Origin of the sequence: Nocardia sp. NPDC058666, from assembly GCF_042714895.1 — a bacterium.
Classification (GTDB): domain Bacteria; phylum Actinomycetota; class Actinomycetes; order Mycobacteriales; family Mycobacteriaceae; genus Nocardia.
In genome coordinates, this window is record NZ_JBHXRY010000001.1 from 141,031 (window position 1) to 157,177 (window position 16,147).

Annotated in this window: 16 protein-coding genes; 5 read left to right on the forward strand and 11 right to left on the reverse strand. The window is 67.8% G+C overall.

Translation table 11 applies throughout. From position 1 onward, the window contains the following. Positions 1–144: 144 nt before the first annotated feature. Positions 145–1,692 carry an amino acid permease gene (locus ACFWVD_RS00435; protein ID WP_379239746.1) on the reverse strand — a complete coding sequence of 516 codons (1,548 nt, stop codon included), beginning with the start codon at positions 1,690–1,692 and terminating at the stop codon, positions 145–147. Positions 1,693–1,910: 218 nt separating this feature from the next. On the opposite strand from ACFWVD_RS00435, the gene ACFWVD_RS00440 reads away from it, so the two are divergent. After that, entirely contained in the window at positions 1,911–2,591 is a 681-nt protein-coding gene (locus ACFWVD_RS00440; RefSeq protein ID WP_379239747.1) for a TetR/AcrR family transcriptional regulator, read from the forward strand. Positions 2,592–2,604: 13 nt separating this feature from the next. Here the strand turns inward: ACFWVD_RS00440 and ACFWVD_RS00445 are convergent, their stop codons facing one another. From ACFWVD_RS00445 to ACFWVD_RS00470, 6 genes are all read right to left on the reverse strand, one after another. Then, a complete protein-coding gene (locus ACFWVD_RS00445) occupies positions 2,605–3,132 on the reverse strand; it encodes a hypothetical protein (protein WP_379239748.1) in 528 nt (175 codons plus the stop codon). A gap of 47 nt (positions 3,133–3,179) precedes the next feature. Then, positions 3,180–3,974: a family 1 encapsulin nanocompartment shell protein gene (locus tag ACFWVD_RS00450; protein ID WP_379239749.1), complete on the reverse strand. Its 795-nt coding sequence runs from the start codon at positions 3,972–3,974 to the stop codon at positions 3,180–3,182. Then, a complete protein-coding gene (locus ACFWVD_RS00455) occupies positions 3,971–5,026 on the reverse strand; it encodes a Dyp-type peroxidase (RefSeq protein ID WP_379239750.1) in 1,056 nt (351 codons plus the stop codon). Before ACFWVD_RS00455 ends, ACFWVD_RS00450 begins: the two co-directional genes overlap by 4 nt. 81 nt (positions 5,027–5,107) lie before the next feature. Further along, positions 5,108–5,434: a cupin domain-containing protein gene (locus tag ACFWVD_RS00460; RefSeq protein ID WP_378901659.1), complete on the reverse strand. Its 327-nt coding sequence runs from the start codon at positions 5,432–5,434 to the stop codon at positions 5,108–5,110. Positions 5,435–5,539: 105 nt separating this feature from the next. Next, entirely contained in the window at positions 5,540–6,025 is a 486-nt protein-coding gene (locus tag ACFWVD_RS00465; RefSeq protein ID WP_379239751.1) for a dihydrofolate reductase, read from the reverse strand. Positions 6,026–6,095: 70 nt separating this feature from the next. Beyond that, positions 6,096–6,899, reverse strand: a complete 804-nt coding sequence (locus ACFWVD_RS00470) for a thymidylate synthase (protein ID WP_379239752.1) — start codon at positions 6,897–6,899, stop codon at positions 6,096–6,098. A gap of 58 nt (positions 6,900–6,957) precedes the next feature. On the opposite strand from ACFWVD_RS00470, the gene cobF reads away from it, so the two are divergent. Further along, positions 6,958–7,698 carry a precorrin-6A synthase (deacetylating) gene (gene cobF / locus ACFWVD_RS00475; protein WP_379239753.1) on the forward strand — a complete coding sequence of 247 codons (741 nt, stop codon included), beginning with the start codon at positions 6,958–6,960 and terminating at the stop codon, positions 7,696–7,698. Between the two features lie 42 nt (positions 7,699–7,740). After that, positions 7,741–8,610 (forward strand): Fpg/Nei family DNA glycosylase, encoded by an 870-nt coding sequence (locus tag ACFWVD_RS00480; protein WP_379239754.1) that lies wholly within the window; start codon positions 7,741–7,743, stop codon positions 8,608–8,610. Here the strand turns inward: ACFWVD_RS00480 and ACFWVD_RS00485 are convergent. The 3 genes from ACFWVD_RS00485 to ACFWVD_RS00495 form a co-directional block, all read right to left on the reverse strand. Then, positions 8,603–10,045: a dihydrolipoyl dehydrogenase family protein gene (locus ACFWVD_RS00485; protein WP_379239755.1), complete on the reverse strand. Its 1,443-nt coding sequence runs from the start codon at positions 10,043–10,045 to the stop codon at positions 8,603–8,605. The two genes, ACFWVD_RS00480 and ACFWVD_RS00485, sit on opposite strands and share 8 nt — an antisense overlap. Continuing rightward, positions 10,042–10,290 carry a DUF2630 family protein gene (locus ACFWVD_RS00490; protein ID WP_379239756.1) on the reverse strand — a complete coding sequence of 83 codons (249 nt, stop codon included), beginning with the start codon at positions 10,288–10,290 and terminating at the stop codon, positions 10,042–10,044. Before ACFWVD_RS00490 ends, ACFWVD_RS00485 begins: the two co-directional genes overlap by 4 nt. Positions 10,291–10,403: 113 nt before the next feature. Then, the gene (locus ACFWVD_RS00495) at positions 10,404–11,789 is read right to left on the reverse strand and encodes a PLP-dependent aminotransferase family protein (protein ID WP_379239758.1); all 1,386 of its coding nucleotides are present in this window, start codon (positions 11,787–11,789) and stop codon (positions 10,404–10,406) included. Positions 11,790–11,868: 79 nt separating this feature from the next. Between ACFWVD_RS00495 and ACFWVD_RS00500 the strand changes: the two genes are divergently transcribed. Next, on the forward strand, positions 11,869–12,561 hold the full coding sequence (locus tag ACFWVD_RS00500; RefSeq protein ID WP_379239759.1) for a pyridoxamine 5'-phosphate oxidase family protein: 693 nt from the start codon (positions 11,869–11,871) through the stop codon (positions 12,559–12,561). 26 nt (positions 12,562–12,587) lie between these two features. Here the strand turns inward: ACFWVD_RS00500 and ACFWVD_RS00505 are convergent, their stop codons facing one another. Then, a complete protein-coding gene (locus tag ACFWVD_RS00505; RefSeq protein ID WP_379239760.1) occupies positions 12,588–14,690 on the reverse strand; it encodes a bifunctional lysylphosphatidylglycerol flippase/synthetase MprF in 2,103 nt (700 codons plus the stop codon). Between the two features lie 133 nt (positions 14,691–14,823). On the opposite strand from ACFWVD_RS00505, the gene ACFWVD_RS00510 reads away from it, so the two are divergent. Continuing rightward, a complete protein-coding gene (locus tag ACFWVD_RS00510; RefSeq protein WP_379239762.1) occupies positions 14,824–16,119 on the forward strand; it encodes an alpha/beta hydrolase in 1,296 nt (431 codons plus the stop codon). Positions 16,120–16,147 lie beyond the last annotated feature (28 nt).

Sequence of the window (16,147 nt, forward strand, 5' to 3'; positions counted from 1 at the left end):
GTTCGATCTTTTTTTTGGGTGTCTCACCCCCCCCCCCCCCCCCCCCCCCCCCCCCCCCCGGGCCGCTACCGCCGCTTCGCGGCGGACCCTCCCTATGGGTCGGGTGTGCGGGGCTGGGAGGGTGGGCATGGCAGGTTTTGGGGTTTACGGTGTGGTCGGGGTCGGGGTCGGGGTCGGGGTCGGGGTCGGGGTGGGTTGTTGCGTTGTCACCACGGTGCGGTAGACGATTGCGCCGACGGTGAGGATCACGGCTACCGAGAGGGGGCCTGCCCACAGTTGCCACCAGCTGCCGCCTGCGGGGGTGTAGACCTCGGGGCGGGGCCAGGCGAGGTTGATGACCATGGCGATGCCCCAGGCGACGGCTAGGGCGTTGAGGGGGATTCCCCAGCGGCCCAGGTGGAACAGGGTGGGGTCGTCGAGGGTGGGCATTCCTTTGATGCGGCGGATCAGCAGGGGGATGGTGACCAGCAGGTAGGCCAGGTACAGGCTGACGATGCAGACGCTGGCCAGGGTGGCGAAGATGGCGGGGTTGCCGAGGTTCAGGACCAGCAGGCCGATGCCGAGGGCTCCGATGACCACGGCGGGCCAGACGGGGGTGCCGAAGCGGGGGTGCACGGTGGACAGGGCCTTGGCGAAGGGGAGTTTGCCGTCGCGGGCCATCGAGAACATCAGGCGGGAGCCCGCGGTCTGGATGGCGAGGGTGCAGACGATGACCGCGACCGCCACGCAGCCCAGCAGCACCGATCCCGCGGGGCTGTTCAGCTTCGAGGTGATCACGTAAGCCAATCCGCCGGAAGACAATTCGCCGTCGGACAGGCTCGGCGCCGCCATCAGCGCGCCCAACAGCATCAGGCCACCGCCCAGTGCCGACACCGACAGCGCGAGCAGGATGGTGCGGGGTGCGACCCGGCGCGGGTTCTTGGTTTCCTCGGAAAGCTCACCGGCGGAATCGAATCCGACCATCACGTACGCGGCCATCAGGCCCGAGACCAGGAATGCCGCCCAGTACGGGCCGGGGGTGGCCTGGTCGGTCTGGAACACCACGTCGGGGCCGCGTTCGGTGTTGACGAAGAACAGGGCGATGATCGCGAGCACGCCGACGATCTCGACGGTGACACCGATGGAATTGATCTTCGACATCAGGTCGATGCCGATCACATTGATCGCGGTGGTGACCACCAGCAGCACGCTGCCCAGCAGCACGGCGTTCATCGCGCCGTCGCGGGAGGTCAGGGCGGTGTCGGTGCCGATGAACTGGAATCCGCCCCAGATCGAGGGCAGCACCACCTGCAGGGCGATGGCGGCCGCGGCGGCGGTGACGATCTGGGCGATCACCATCATCCAGCCGGCGAACCAGCCGACCAGCGGGCCGGCCAGCCGCCGTGACCACTGATAGATACAGCCCGAGATCGGGTACCGGGCGGCGAGTTCGGCGAAGTTCAGTGCGACCAGGAACTGCCCGGCGAACACCAGCGGCCACGTCCAGAAGAAGGCGGCGCCGCCGAACGAATAGCCGAAGCCGAAGAACTGGAAGATCGTGGTCAGGATCGAGACGAACGAGAAGCCTGCCGCGAACGACGCGTAGCGCCCCAGCTTGCGGTGCAGGACCGGTTCATACCCGAAGGCGGCGAGGTCGGCGCCGTCGCGACCGAGTTCGGGCGGGGCGGCGGGGGATTGCAGCGTTGTGGCCATGTCGGTGTCCTTTAGCGGTTCGGCCAATATCTATCAGTTGATAGTTTTGCGCGCGCGATCGCTGGAACGGTGTCGTGCGTGTATCGACTGCGGGCACCGGCGTAACTTCTGCGTTGCCCGCAGTTTCTATCAAGTGACAGGAATTCGACCGACCGGCATCGTTGCCGGTGAGCGGCCCGCTGCGGCCCAGGTAGGGGCCCGGATGACAGAATCGACCCGTGGCGAATCTTGGTCCCGGGCGTCCCCGGCTGGAACAGCGGCGCAGGCAGGGAACCACGCCGCGGGCGGAGATCCTCGACGCGGCCGCCGAACTGTTCACCACCAAGGGGTACGCCAACACCTCGACCCGGGCGGTAGCCGACGCGGTCGGCATCCGCCAGGCGTCGCTGTACCACCACTTCGCCGCCAAGGACGACATCCTCGACGCGCTGCTGGCCGAAACTGTTGCGGGGCCAGTTGAATTGGCGCAGAGGATGATGTCCGAACCCGACAGTGCTGTGGTTCAGCTGTATGCGCTGGCGCTGTTCGACGTACGCCAATTGCGCACGGCGCGTTGGAATCTCGGCGCGCTGTACTTGCTCCCCGAATTGCGCACCGAACGTTTTGTCGCGTTCCGTCGTCGCCGCGACGAATTACGCGGGCACTACGAACGACTGTCCGTCGAATCAGCCATCGCCGCAGGCGAACCCGACGACGCGCGCATCCTGCCGTTCCGGCTGGTGGAGACGGTGATCGCGATCAGATACGACGACGGCGCCGCGGGAGTCGACACCGAGCGCGAGATCCCGGACGCGATCATGCGAATCGTCGGCCACCGCAGTGACATCGGCACCGTGCGTACAGCGGCCGATGCACTACTGGCCCGCCTCGGAGAAATCGGCGGCACGCCACCACAGTGACGCCCGCGAAAGCTCAGCGCGTGGTGGGCGGGGCTATCTGCCAGTGCTCGTTGAGGGCGCCTGCGATTTCGGGCAGGACCGTGATCGGAATGCGCTTGGCGCGCAACATCTCTCGGATCTCGCTGACCTGTTCGCGTTTGCGCATGTCATAGGCGCCTGCCACGGGGCGGATCACCGGGGGGATCGACAGGAGTACGAGTTCGTCGGCGGATGCGCCGGTCAGGTCCAGGGCCAGGGCCCAGCGGGCGTGTTCGTCGAGGGTGAAGCGGCCTGCTACGACGCTGTCCCAGGCGACGGTGGACGAGCGGAACGGGGTGCGGGCGTAGATCGCGTGCTCGTGTAACTCGATGACGTCGCGCACGAACAGGGCCGCACCCACCGCGATCCCGCCGATCACGCCGACCAGCAACCCGGTGATCACCCGGTTCACCCCGAACATCGCCAGGAACAACCCGACGACGCCCGTGGTGACCAGGACCCCGATAAAGCAGTAGAACAGGCTCCGAACAGCAGGCACCACACCGGCACGCACGACCGACATGCTTACCTCCCTCTCGAACGACTCGTCGCCCACCCTAGCCGCCGGGCTCAGGAGCCCAGCGACACCGCTGCTTCCGACGTCTCGACCAGGAAGGTGAAGCTCTCCTGGAAGTACAGCTGCACGTTCTCGGCGTCGTGGCTGAGGTAGCCGATCGACACGTCCTGACCCAGCGCCAGCGCGAAGTCGCCGCCGCGGGTGGTCACCACGAAACCGCCGGAGATCGCGGGCGCCCACACGACACCGTCGACCAGGCGCTCGATGTGGGTGCGGATCGGGTAACCGTGATCGGAGGTCTCGCTGACCTGGGTGTACAGCTCGGCGCTGAGCACCACCGTGTACGGCCCCTGCACGCCGGCCAGGCGCAGGCCCGACAGTGCGTGCGAGATCGCGTCGGGGATGTCGACGACATTGCTGGGGATGGCGACCGGGGCGTTGGAGGCGGCGGCGCGGATGCCGGTGATGCCGCCCGCGGCGTAGCCCTCGAAGATCGCGCGGTCTTCGGCGAAGGCGATCTTCTGGGCGGCGGCCTTGAGGTTGTCGAAGTCGGCGTCGTTGGCGCCGCGCTCGATATCGTCGAGCTCCTCGCGCTTCAACGTGAACGGCACCCGCAGCTCGACCAGTGGCTGCACGATCCGCTGATGGGCCTGCACACCCTTGTCCGGGGAGTCGATCGCGGTGAGCCGGCCGCGGTTGAGCGCGGAATAGGCGACACCGTGCGGACCCGAGACGTCGACCACGCGGCGGCCAGCGATATTGCGCTTGAACGTGCGGGTGGCCTCCTCCTCGATCTGGGCCCATGCCTCGCCGGTGATCGGCGCGAGTTCGCGGTGCAGGTTGTTCATCGAGTGCTCCTTTTCATCGTGCCGATGGCCAGTGATCCGTCCGAACCCGACGCTGCCGCGTTCGCCTCGATGACCGGTTCGAAATCCGGGACCGGCACGTCCGGGTTCTCGGTGGCCACCACGGCGGGTGCTGCGGGTAGGGCGTCGAAGAAGTCGGCGGAAGGGGTGAAGAACAGGGTGCCGGTCAGGGCGGTGGAGAAGTCGAGAATGCGGTCGTAGGCGGCCTGATCGGTGCCGAGGAACATGCGCTCGAGCATCTTCTCGGTGACCGTGGGGGTGGCCGAGTAGGCGATGTAATAGGTGCCCAGCTGCTGGTCGCCGATGGTGCCGAAGGGCATGTTGGCGCGCACGATGTCGTGCTCGACGCCGTTCTCGTCGGTGATCGTGTTCATCACCACGTGCGAACTGGGCGGCTTCACGTCGTCGGGCAGTTCGTAGTCGCTGAGCTTGGTGCGGCCGATCACGCGTTCCTGCTCTTCGATCGGCAGCGCGTTCCACTTGTCCAGCGGGTGCAGGTACTTCTGCACGATCACGTAGCTACCGAAGGCGAAGTCGGGATCCTTGTCGCCGACGAACACGCTGGCCTCGGCCGCGGCGCCCTCGGGATTGGCGGTGCCGTCGACGAAGCCGAGCAGGTCGCGCTGTTCGAAGTAGCGGAAGCCGTGGGTTTCGTCCACGACGGTGGCGGCTCCGCGCAGCCGGGTGGCGATCGCCATGGCGAGCTCGTAACAGGTGCCCATGTTCTCGGCCCTGATGTGGAACAGCAGATCGCCGGGCGTGGCGGGGGCGGTGTGGACGGGACCGTTGTAGCCCGGAAACTCGTGCAGCTCAGCGGGTTTGGGCCCGGTGAACAGCCGGTCCCAGGCAACGGAACCGATCGAGGTGACGCAGCTCAGGTCTTGGCCCGGCGTGCGGAACCCGACGGACTTCCGTAGATCGTTGACCTCGGTCAACAATGTGCGGACGGCGGCCTCGCCACCCTCGTCGATGGTCGCGACGAGGAACACTGCGGCGGGCGTGAGTGGAACGAGGATCGACTGTGGCTCACCCATGCAGACCACAGTACGGCCCCGCACCGACAGGTTCGATGAGCGGTTTGGCGTGTCAGTGCATTTCGAGCGAACTACCTGCGACTACTTCGCGACGGTGAGCAGGAACGTGACGTCGTCGACGGCTTTGACGCTGTGCCGAGCGCGCGGAACCACGATCAGATCGCCCGCGGAACCCTTCCACTCGTCGGTGCCCGCGATGAGCACCAGCGTGCCCGTCAGCACCTGGATGGTGGCATCGCCCGCATTGTCGTGTTCGGCCAGGCTCTGGCCCTCCGCGAGCGCGACGACCGTCTGACGCAGCACATGCGTGTGGCCGCCGATAAGGGTTTGCGAACTGCGGCCGCTCGTGGAGGTGGCCGCCAGTTTCAACTGTTGGCGGGCCACCGCGGTCAGCGATTTCTTGTCCATGGATCGCGCCTTTCGCGGGCGTTCAGCGGGCAGGTCTTGCGAAGCAGTATGCCCGACTCCGCCCACGCGTTCGGGCGTTTTGCCGTGACCGTTGGCCAGGTGTTGTCAGTGGCGGTCGTAGCGGCGAATGCGGTACCGCAGACCGGTTTTCGAGGTCAGCCACGGTGCGTCGTCCGCATGCCATTCCGGACCGATGGGCGGGGCGAACGCGTCGCCGGTCACGGTCGTATCCACCTCGGTGACCAGCAGGGTCGTGGCAAACGGCAGCGCCGCGCGGTAGATCTCGCCGCCGCCCGCGACCCAGGTGTCGACCTCACCGGTCATGGCCAGCGCGTCGGGCACCGAGCCGGCGCGTTCAGCACCCTCGGCAGCCCAATCGGTCTGGCGGGTGACCACGATATTGCGACGACCGGACAGCGGCCGGAAACTGGCGGGCAGGGAATCCCAGGTGCGTCGGCCCATGATCACCGGATGGCCCATGGTGGTGTCGCGGAAATTGGCCATGTCCTCGGGTACCCGCCACGGAATGGTGTTGTCCACGCCGATCACGCCGTTGCTCGCCTGTGCCCAGATCAGGCCGATCTGTTTCACGCTGTCACCTTCTCGGTGTGCTCGGGGCCCTGCGTGGTTACGCTGCGCTGCCGCCTCCGGGCCTGACCGCTCACACCGCCACCGGCGCCTTGATACCCGGATGATGCTTGTAGTCCGACAGCTCGAGGTCTTCGAAGGCGTAATCGAACAGGCTCGCCGCCGGGCGCAGATGCAGGGTCGGGAACGGGAAAGGTTCGCGGGTGAGCTGTTCGCGGACCTGGTCGACGTGGTTGTCGTAGATGTGCACGTCGCCGCCGGTCCAGATGAACTCGCCGGGCTCGAGCTCGGTCTGCTGCGCGACCATCAACGTGAGCAGGGCGTAGCTGGCGATATTGAACGGCACGCCGAGGAACAGGTCGGCGCTGCGCTGATACAGCTGGCACGACAGTTTGCCGTCGGCGACATAGAACTGGAAGAACGCGTGGCAGGGGGCAAGGGCCATCTTGTCCAGGTCGGCCACGTTCCAGGCCGACACGATCATCCGACGCGAATCCGGGTCGGTGCGCAGGGTGTGCAGGACCTGGGCGATCTGGTCGATGTGGGTGCCGTCGGGGGTGGGCCAGGAACGCCACTGCACGCCGTAGACCGGGCCGAGCTCGCCTTTGGCGTCGGCCCACTCGTCCCAGATGGTCACGCCGTGCTCGCGCAACCAGGAGACGTTGGAGTCGCCGCGCAGGAACCACAGCAGTTCATAGGCGATGGATTTCATGTGGACCCGCTTGGTGGTGATCAGCGGGAAGGATTCGGCCAGGTCGTAGCGCAGCTGATGTCCGAAGATGCTGCGGGTTCCGGTCCCGGTGCGATCGGCTTTGGGCGTGCCATTCTCGAGCACGTCGCGGAGGAGATCCTCGTACTGCGTATCAGGGGTGGCCACGTCTTGCGATTCTACGGGGGTCGGCCCGGCGGATCGGCACCTGGCAAGCTCTTGCGCTATGCGCGAGCTCTACGTGATCGGCATCGGTGCGGGCGACCCCGACCAGGTGACGATGCAGGCAGTCAAGGCCATGCGAAAGGCCGAGGCGTTCTTCGTGATCGGCAAGGGCGCCGAGAAACAGGAACTGGTCGACGTGCGGACCACGATCCTGGCCGAGTACGTGGACACCCCGCATCGGATCATCGAGATCGCCGATCCGCCGCGCGAACGGACCCCCGACGACTACGCGGGGGTGGTCGTGGACTGGCACGAACGCCGTTCCGAACTGCTCGAAGCCGCATTCGACCAGGTGGACGGCGTCGGCGCGATTCTGGTGTGGGGCGATCCGGCGCTCTACGACTCCACCCTGCGGATGGTCGAGCACGTGCTGGCGCGGGGGCGGACGGTGTTCGATTACGCGGTGATTCCGGGCGTTACCAGCATCGCCGCGCTGGCCGCGAGGCACCGGATGGTGTTGCATCGGATCGGGGAACCCGTCCACGTGACCACCGGCCGCAAGCTGCGCGAAGAAGGCCTCGGACCCGGTTCGACGGTGGTGATGCTGGACGGGGAATGCTCGTTCACGGCGGTGCCGGGCGCCGATATCCACATCTGGTGGGGCGCCTACCTGGGCATGCCCGACGAAACGCTGATCGAAGGCAACCTGCGCGAGGTCGAAGGTGACATCGTGGCCCGTCGAGCGGAGTTACGCGCGGCGAAGGGCTGGATCATGGACGTGTATCTGCTGCGCGAAGGCTGAAGGATCGCGCGCCGATCCCCGCGAGGTCGCTAAACTGGCAGCGTGCCCGAGCTGCCGGAAATCGAGGCGTTGGCGCAGTTCCTTCGGGATCATGCGGTCGGCGCTGTGGTCGGTCGTGTGGACGTGGCGGCGTTGAGCGCGGTGAAGACCTTCGATCCGCCGGTGACCGCGCTGTCGGGTCGCGATGTCACCGGGGCGGGGCGGTGGGGGAAGTTTCTCGGAATGGATTGTGGCGGACTGTGGTTGATCACCCATCTGTCTCGTGGCGGGTGGTTGCGGTGGGTCGATGAGCCCAATCCGTTGCCGCCGCGGCCGGGCGGGAAGAGTCCGCTGGCGTTGCGCGTGCACTTCTTCACGCCCGATGGCGCCACGCCCGCGATCGACCTGACCGAGGCCGGAACCAAGAAGCGGCTGGCGGTGTATGTCGTGGAGGATCCGCAGATGGTGCCGGGGATCGCGCGGTTGGGGCCGGATGCGCTGGCGGTGACCGAGGACGAGTTCGCGGCGCTGCTGAAAAGTGTGTCGCAGCGGATCAAGACCGCGATCGTGGATCAGACCCTGCTCGCCGGGATCGGCAACGCCTATTCCGACGAGATCCTGCACACCGCACAGATATCCCCGTTCGCGAACACCAAAACGATGTCGGCGGACAAGGTTTCGCGGTTGTACACCGCGATGCGCACGGTGCTGCTGGACGCGGTGCAGCGTTCGACGGGGCAGGACGCGGCGCGGTTGAAAGGCGAAAAGCGTTCGGGGATGCGGGTTCACGCGCGCACGGGGCAACCGTGCCCGGTGTGTCAGGACACCGTGCGCGAGGTGTCCTACGCGGAGCGGTCGTTCCAGTACTGCGCCACCTGCCAGACCGGCGGCAAGGTGCTCGCCGACCGGCGGATGTCGCGACTGCTCAAATAGACTTGCCGCGCCAGGTTTCCAGCAGGCGCAGCCAGAATTCGCTGACCGTGGGGAAGGCCGGCACGGCGTTCCAGAGGGTGTCGAGGGGGACTCGTCCGACTACCGCGATGGTGGCCGCGTGCAATTGTTCGCCCATGTCGGGGCCGACGAAGGTGGCTCCGAGAATGCGGTCGGCGGCGGTGTCGATGACCAGTTTCGCGTGACCGTGGAAGTCGTTGCGCGACAAGGCGGAACCCGCGACGGCGATATCGAGTTCGACCGTGTCCACGGCATGTCCGGCGGTGCGTGCCTCGTGTTCGGTCAGGCCGACGGACGCGAGTTCCGGTGCGGTGTAGACGACTTGGGGAATTTGTTGATGGTCGGCGCTGGCGGTGAAGCGCATCCCGTCCAGTGGCCTGCCTTCGGCGCGGGCGGCGATGACGTCACCGGCCACCCTGGCCTGGTACTTGCCCATATGTGTCAGTGCCACACGGTGATTCACGTCGCCGACGGCGTAGAGCCAGTGGCCGGGGACGCCGCGTGCGGTGAGTTGATCGTCGACCTCGATGTAGCCCGCGGGCAGGTCGACGGTGTCCAGGCCCAGATCGGCGGTGGCGGGGGTGCGGCCGGTGGCCACGACCAGTTCGTCGACCTCTAGTTCGCCGTCGTCGAGCACCAGGGTCACTGGTCCGCCGTGGATGTTGCCGACGCCGGTGTCGGTGGGGTCGCGGCGCGAAACCAGCTTCGGTTCGGTGTGGAAGCGCACCTTCACCACGCCCGTATCGCGCAAGCCCTGCAAGATCATCTCCGACGCGAAGGCCTCGGCGCGCGGGAGCAGACGGTCGCCGCGCACCAGCAGCGTGACCTCTTCGGCGCCGAGTTCGGCCAGCCAGGTGGCCGTTTCGCAGGCCACCACACCGCCGCCGATGATGCCGACTCGGCGCGGGATCACGGTGAGATTGGTGGCGTCGCGGGAGGTCCAGGGTAGGGCCTCGGCCGCGCCCGGAATGTCGGGAATGGCGGCGGTGGTGCCGGTCGCCAGCACCACCGCGTGCCGGGCGCGTAGAACTTTGGTGCCGTCGTCGGAATCGACCTGGACGAGTTTTTCGCCGATCAGACGGCCCGCCCCGCGAACGGGGACGATGTTCTCCGACTTCGCCCACTCGACCTGGGAACTGTCGTCGTGGTGATGCACGAACGTATCGCGCCGGGCGAACACGTCGGGCACCTGCGGGCCGCTCGCGGTCACCCCCGGCATCGCCCGCGCCAGGTCGAGCACGGCGCCCGGTCGCAGCAGGGCCTTGCTGGGAATGCACGCCCAATAACTGCACTCGCCGCCGAACAGTTCCCGCTCCACCAGGGCGACGGTGCGGTCGCTGCCCGCGATGGCGTACGCGGCGGCGTTCTCACCCGCCGGGCCGCCACCGATGACGATGACGTCGTAGTCGTCGGTCACTGCAGATAGCCCTCGACCTCACGAGGAGAACGCATTTCGGTATCGGCCGGGGACTCACCGGACCCGATGCGAGCGCGCCGCTGCCGCAACAGATCCCACGCCTGATCGAGCATCACTTCCAACTGGGCCAGCTGCTGACGTTCGGCGACCGGGTCGATCTCACCCGCGGTGGCCTTGGCGCGCAGCGCGTGCTCGTCGTCGACCAGCTGATTGATCTGCGCCAGAATGTCCTGATCATCGGTCATGTGCTCACCCGTTCGATAGTCGGAGGGGTAGTGCAGGGTCCGCAGTCCATGCTACGACCGTGGGGTCCGGCGGGGCAGGGTCCGCGAGCGCGCGCCGGGGCGCAACCCGACGACTACCGGCGGTGGTCAGCTACGGCCTGTGCGAGGCATTCGGCGGCGATCGGCATGGCTCGGGCCAGGTCGGCGCTGGTCAAGGCCGTGTAGCCGATGGCGACGCCGAAGTGGTGTGGTTCGGCGAGGTGGTGGCGGGCCAGGCCGTCGAGTAGGACGCCGCGGGTGCGGGCGGTGTCGACGGCGTGGCGTTCGGCTGCCGCGTCGGGGAGTTCGACCACGACGTGGGAGCCCGCGTCGTCGCCGATGACGGGCAGGCCGTGGCGGGCGAGTTCGTCGACGACCAGGGCGCGGCGCGGTGGGACGACTCGGCGCAGGCGACGAAGGTGGCGGGCCAGGTCGCCGTGGCGGGCGAACTCGCTGAGGACGCGCTGTCCGGCGGGGCTGGGGGAGCTGCCGATGTGGGTGCGGTGGGTGAGCACGGCGTCGGTGATGTCGGGGCGGGCGACCAGCCAGCCGACGCCGAGGGTGGTGGCGATGATCTTGCTGGTGGTTCCCAGGTGGACGACGACGTCGGGTGCCATCGATGCCAGCAGGGGTAATGGTGCTGTGTCATAACGTAATTCGCCGTCGTAGTCGTCTTCGATGACGAAAGCGCCGGTTGTTCTGGCGAATTCGATGAGTTCTACTCGCCGGGATGCGGGCATCATCGCGCCGAGCGGAAACTGGTGTGCCGGCGTGCAATACACCGCTCGAACGCTGGCTGGAATCAGGTCGACTCGTAAGCCATCGGCATCGACGGGTATCGGCAGTACCTCTATTCCCGCGGCCCGGAACGCGCCGACGGCACGCAGGTAGCCGGGGTTCTCGATGGCGACCGTATCGCCAGGTCGAAGCAGGGTCGCGGCGAGTTCGGCGACCGCACTGCTGGCGCCCGCGGTGGCCAGGACCACCGAGCCGGGGCCTGCGGCCAGTCCGCGATGGCGCAGCAGGTGATCGGCGACCGCGGCCCGGAAGTCGGGTTCGCCCGCGCGGTTCTTTCGGGTCTCGGGTGCCTGGTCGCCGGCCGCGCGCCAGGCGCGACGCCAGGCGGCGGAGTTGACCGCTTCGGCGCACGGGGCGCCGGGGCTGAGATCGAGCAGGTCCGCGTTCGGGTTCGTGTCGTGGTGGATGGTGGGCGTGGTCGGGGCGGTGGCGGGGGCGGTGCTGAGGTAGGTGCCGGAGCCGTGTTTGCCGGTCAGCCAGCCTTCCGCGTGTAGTTGGTCGTAGGCGGCCGCCACCACGGTTCGGCTGACGCCGAGTCGCTGTGCGAGCGCGCGCGAGGACGGCAGGCGGTCGCCGATGCGCAACACCCGATCGGTCGCTGCCGCGCGTAAGGCATCGGCTACCTGCACCGACAAGGGTTCGGCGGCGGTGCGGTCGAGTGGGATCGGAAGGTCGTCGAGCATCGTCCACCTCGAATTGGCCTGTTGAACTTCGGTCGAATTGGATCTACACGTGGTCCACTTCGTCGACGAAGCTCATCGTATGAGCACGCACGACGTCAACCGCAGCCCCCTGTCGCCCACCCCGCGCACCACGCTGACCCGCGCCAAGGAACGCGGCGCCACCGACCGCGCCGACCTGGACGCGGTGCTCGACGCGGGAATGGTCTGCCACCTCGGCGTGCTGCTGCACGGGTCGCCGGTGGTACTGCCCACCATCTACGGGCGCGTCGGAGACACGCTCTACCTGCACGGATCCACCGGCGCGGGCAATCTGCGCGCCGCGATCGACACCGATATCTCGCTCACGGTCACCCACGTCGACGGGCTGATCTACGCCCGCTCGGCCATGCACTTCTCGATGAACTATCGCTGCGCGGTGGTCCGGGGTCGGGCCGTGCTGGTCACCGACGAAGCCGAGCGGGCGAATGCGCTGCGGGTGATCGTCGAGCACTCCGCGCCCGGTGCGTGGGATCGGGTGCGCCCGCCCAGCCGCAAGGAGATGGCGGCCACGATGGTGCTCGCGCTCGACCTCACCGAAGCGTCGGTGAAGGTGCGTTCGGGCGGCCCGAAGGACGACGAGAGCGACATCGAGGCCGGTGGGGTGTGGGCCGGTGAGCTGCCGCTGCGGCAGGTGTGGGGCGAGCCGATCCCGGCCGACGACCTGGAACCCGGCGTCGACCTGCCCGCCGATGTGGCGGCTCGGGTGACGCCGGTCGATGTGCGCGTGAGCTGAGCCCGGCGGTGGGCCTGACAGCGGAACTAATGCCCGGCTGCGCCGAGTGCGATCAGGTCCTTGGCTGACACTTCGGGCAGGTACGCCTTCGTCAAGGCGATGCCGATGCGGGGCAGGTCCGCCTCGTCGCGGTAGCACAGGTACACCGGCTCGTGGCGGGGCTGGAACTTGGCCTTGAACGAATGCAGTGACCGGAAACCGTAATACGGCTCCATCGCGGCGCCGAGCCCTTCGAGCAGACGGTCGATCGGCTCGGCGTCGTCGGCGTCGGCGCTGCGGGCCAGCGGGGCGCCCGACAGCGAAACGATCTCCGCGCCTTCCTCTTTGAACGCCTGGCACGACGAGGCGATCAGGAATTCCACGACCGGGCGGAAACCGTCGGGGCGCCTGCGCATCACGTCCAGGGTCCAGCCGCGGATCTCGTCGCCGGGGCCGTAGACCGGCAGCCACGAGGTGATGCCGTGCACGCTGCCCTGCGAGTCGATCGCCAACCCGACCCGCACGGCCGGATCGAGTGCTTCCTCCACGCCGCCGAGCGTGAAACCCATTTCGGGCAGCCCCTTCTCGCCCACCCACTCTTCGGAGATGGCACGCACCTGGGCGATCACCGCGAACGGCTCGTCGGCCAGTTCGACCAGCCGGAACTCGATGCCCTCCTTGTTCGCCCGGTTGATCGCGGACCGAATGTCCTGCCACGCTTTGCCTTTGAACTCCAACTGCGGCAGGTCCACGATGGTGTCCTCGGCGATCTGCACACTGCGCCAACCGAGTTCGCCCGCGATGTCGGCCACGGCCTGGGTGGTGGAGAACAGGCAGGGGATCAGGCCGTCGGATTCGCAGCGGTCGGTGAAGGTGGCAATGGTGTCGGGCAGCAGGTCGGCGGGGCCGATCGGGTCGGTCAGCGCGATGACGGTGCCCGCGTGCCGCTGGTAGGCCACGCAGCGTTGCCCGTCGGCGGGGAACCAGTATTTGTTCTCGGGCCAGGTGGTCATCCACGACATGGTGCTGCCGCCGTAGCGGGCGAGCAGCTCGCGTACGGCCTCGCCGGGGTCGGTGCCGGTGAGCGCGCCGTCGGAGATCTTGCGCCGCAACGGAACCCGGAACGCGCCGCGTCCGCCGTACAGCAGCGCCACCTCGCCCGCCCACAGCAGGCCCGTGCCCACGGTCACCGCGCCGGTGGTCTCGTAGTCGGTGCCGATGGCCACGCCCAGCAGTACCAGGGTGAGCACCACGTGCAGCAGGCCGTAGGCCAGCGCCACCCACCAGGCCCAGCGCCTGCCCTTGCGCAGCTGGTCCGCGATCACCGCGATCACCAGCACGGTCAGGATCGTGCTCCACAGCGAACCGCGCTCGCTCTCGGTGGGGCCGAGCAGACTGTTGCCGGGGAAGAAGTACACCGCCACCGATGACGCGGCGATCACCATGAGCCCGGCGAACGCGAGCATGCGCACCTCGCGTCGAGTGCGCGGCCAGAAGCCGTGTTCGGTTCGGCTGAACAGCTTTTCGCCCACCGGCAGCCACGCGGCCAGGGCGATCAGGTGCATGAGATCGGCGAAGGTCGATTCGAACAGGAACGTGATCGCCACATACGCCACCAGCGCGGCGCGCACCCGCAGCCGCCACGGCGAACGCAGGCTCGCCGACACCGCGGCCAGCGCCGAGATCGCCGCGGTGGTGAAGCCGACGTCGCGCACCTCGGAAAGTCGGTCCGCCCAAGCCAAATGGGTGTGCGCCAGCAGGCCGACGGTCACCGACGCGCTGAGAATGCCGATCAGCTGACCGGACACGCAGACCAGCGCGGTGTGCACGGTGCCCAGCCGCCACTCCGCCCAACCGACAGCGCCCGCGAAAAGTATTGCCATCATCAGGTATTGGCCGGGAGTGAGCCCGAATATCCAGCCGGACAACGGAGTCCACCACTTGCCCTCGGTCAGCGCGGGCCAGCCGTAGGCGATATCGGGGAACCAGGAGCGCTGGTCGAGCCTGCTCCACAGACCTCCCGTGGCAAGGCCGCCGATCACGACCACGGCCAGGAACCCGATCGTGAACGGCAACCGGCGGATCATGGTGTGCGCCAAGGTCACGCCGCGCGCGGGGGTCGGTTCGACAGCAGCCGCATTGTCATCCATGAATCCACCCTTTGCTGCGAGTGTGCCGCACCGCCACGGCAACGTCGTCTGTGTACCGTATGTCATCACGGCCGTATCGGGGCCGTGGTGCGGGCGCCGACGGCGGTCGAAGTGGCATCTGTGGAGGTCAGCGATGACGCGAATCACCGATCTGTCGTTGCTCACCGGATGGCTTCCGGTGACGTTGACGGTGCTGGGCGCCGTGGGTGCGCTGTGGTTGCTGTTTCCGCGCGTGCGGCGGTATGTCACCACGATCATGCCGATCGTGGTGTTGTCCGCGGCCGTGATCACTGTGGCGCTGTACCTGTTCGTCGAGGAGGTGTGGCGGCCGTTTCCCGATCCGATCGAGATCTCGGTGTACGCGCTGATCGGGATCGCCGTGGCCGCGTTGCTGCTGGTGGTGCCGCGGATTCTGGTGCGTCGCAGCATCGGGACCGGGGTGCTGACACTGCTGGCGGCGGTGCTCGTGCTGGTCGCGGTGGGCGTGCGAATCAATGACGTGTACGCGTCGTATCCGACGGTGGGTTCGGCGTTCGGGGTGGAAGATGTCGAGCGGGTCGACGCCGGTGAGCTGAAGCCGGGGCAGGTGATCAGCGCGCGGCCGCTCGAGCCGGCGTGGCATCCGACCGGTGCGCTCCCGGAGACCGGGAAGGTGCTGACCGCGTCGATCCCGCCCACGGCGTCCGGGTTCACCGCCCGCGAAGCCCAGATCTATTTGCCGCCAGCGTATTTCGCTGACCCGCGGCCGCTGCTGCCGGTGCTGGTGTTGCTCGCCGGTGAGCCAGGGGCGCCACAGGACTGGTTCGTCGGCGGCGAGTTGGACGAGACCATGGACGCCTTCGCGCGTGAGCACTCCGGGCTCGCGCCGGTGGTCGTGGTCGCCGACGGGACCGGTTCCCAGTTGGCGAATCCGCTGTGCCTGGATTCCAAGCTCGGCAACGTGGCTACTTATCTCGCCGTCGACGTCCCCGCCTGGACCAAGGCGAACCTGCAGGTAGACCCCGATCCGCGCGCGTGGGCCGTGGGCGGGCTGTCGTACGGCGGGACCTGTTCGCTGCAACTGGCCACCAACTATCCCCAGGTCTACCCCACCTTCCTCGACATCTCCGGGCAGGACGAGCCCACGCTGGGCGACCGGCAGCGCACCGTCGACGCCGCGTTCGGTGGGGACACCGCGGCGCTGCTGCGGGTGAACCCGCTGGATCTGCTGCGGTCGCGGACGTATCCGGATTCCGCGGGCGCGTTCGTGGTGGGCGCCGACGACGCGATGTACCGACCGCAGGTGGAACGGATGTATCAGGCGGCCAAGGACGCGGGCATGGATGTGCGGTTACGGATTCTGCCGGGTGGGCACAATTTCGCGCTGTGGTCGGCGGGACTCCGTGATCAGTTGCCGTGGCTGGCCACCCGGTTGGGTCTGGTGCCCTGACCGCGTCGGAACAGGTCGCGCCGAGCCG

Coding starts and splice junctions, on each gene's coding strand:
- ACFWVD_RS00495 (WP_379239758.1), bottom strand. CDS start 11,789: ATGCTCGACGACCTTCCGATCCCACTCGACCGCACCGCCGCCGAACCC.
- ACFWVD_RS00490 (WP_379239756.1), bottom strand. CDS start 10,290: ATGACCGATGATCAGGACATTCTGGCGCAGATCAATCAGCTGGTCGAC.
- ACFWVD_RS00510 (WP_379239762.1), top strand. CDS start 14,824: ATGACGCGAATCACCGATCTGTCGTTGCTCACCGGATGGCTTCCGGTG.
- ACFWVD_RS00450 (WP_379239749.1), bottom strand. CDS start 3,974: ATGAACAACCTGCACCGCGAACTCGCGCCGATCACCGGCGAGGCATGG.
- ACFWVD_RS00500 (WP_379239759.1), top strand. CDS start 11,869: ATGAGCACGCACGACGTCAACCGCAGCCCCCTGTCGCCCACCCCGCGC.
- cobF (WP_379239753.1), top strand. CDS start 6,958: ATGCGCGAGCTCTACGTGATCGGCATCGGTGCGGGCGACCCCGACCAG.
- ACFWVD_RS00435 (WP_379239746.1), bottom strand. CDS start 1,692: ATGGCCACAACGCTGCAATCCCCCGCCGCCCCGCCCGAACTCGGTCGC.
- ACFWVD_RS00460 (WP_378901659.1), bottom strand. CDS start 5,434: ATGGACAAGAAATCGCTGACCGCGGTGGCCCGCCAACAGTTGAAACTG.
- ACFWVD_RS00505 (WP_379239760.1), bottom strand. CDS start 14,690: ATGGATGACAATGCGGCTGCTGTCGAACCGACCCCCGCGCGCGGCGTG.
- ACFWVD_RS00455 (WP_379239750.1), bottom strand. CDS start 5,026: ATGGGTGAGCCACAGTCGATCCTCGTTCCACTCACGCCCGCCGCAGTG.
- ACFWVD_RS00445 (WP_379239748.1), bottom strand. CDS start 3,132: ATGTCGGTCGTGCGTGCCGGTGTGGTGCCTGCTGTTCGGAGCCTGTTC.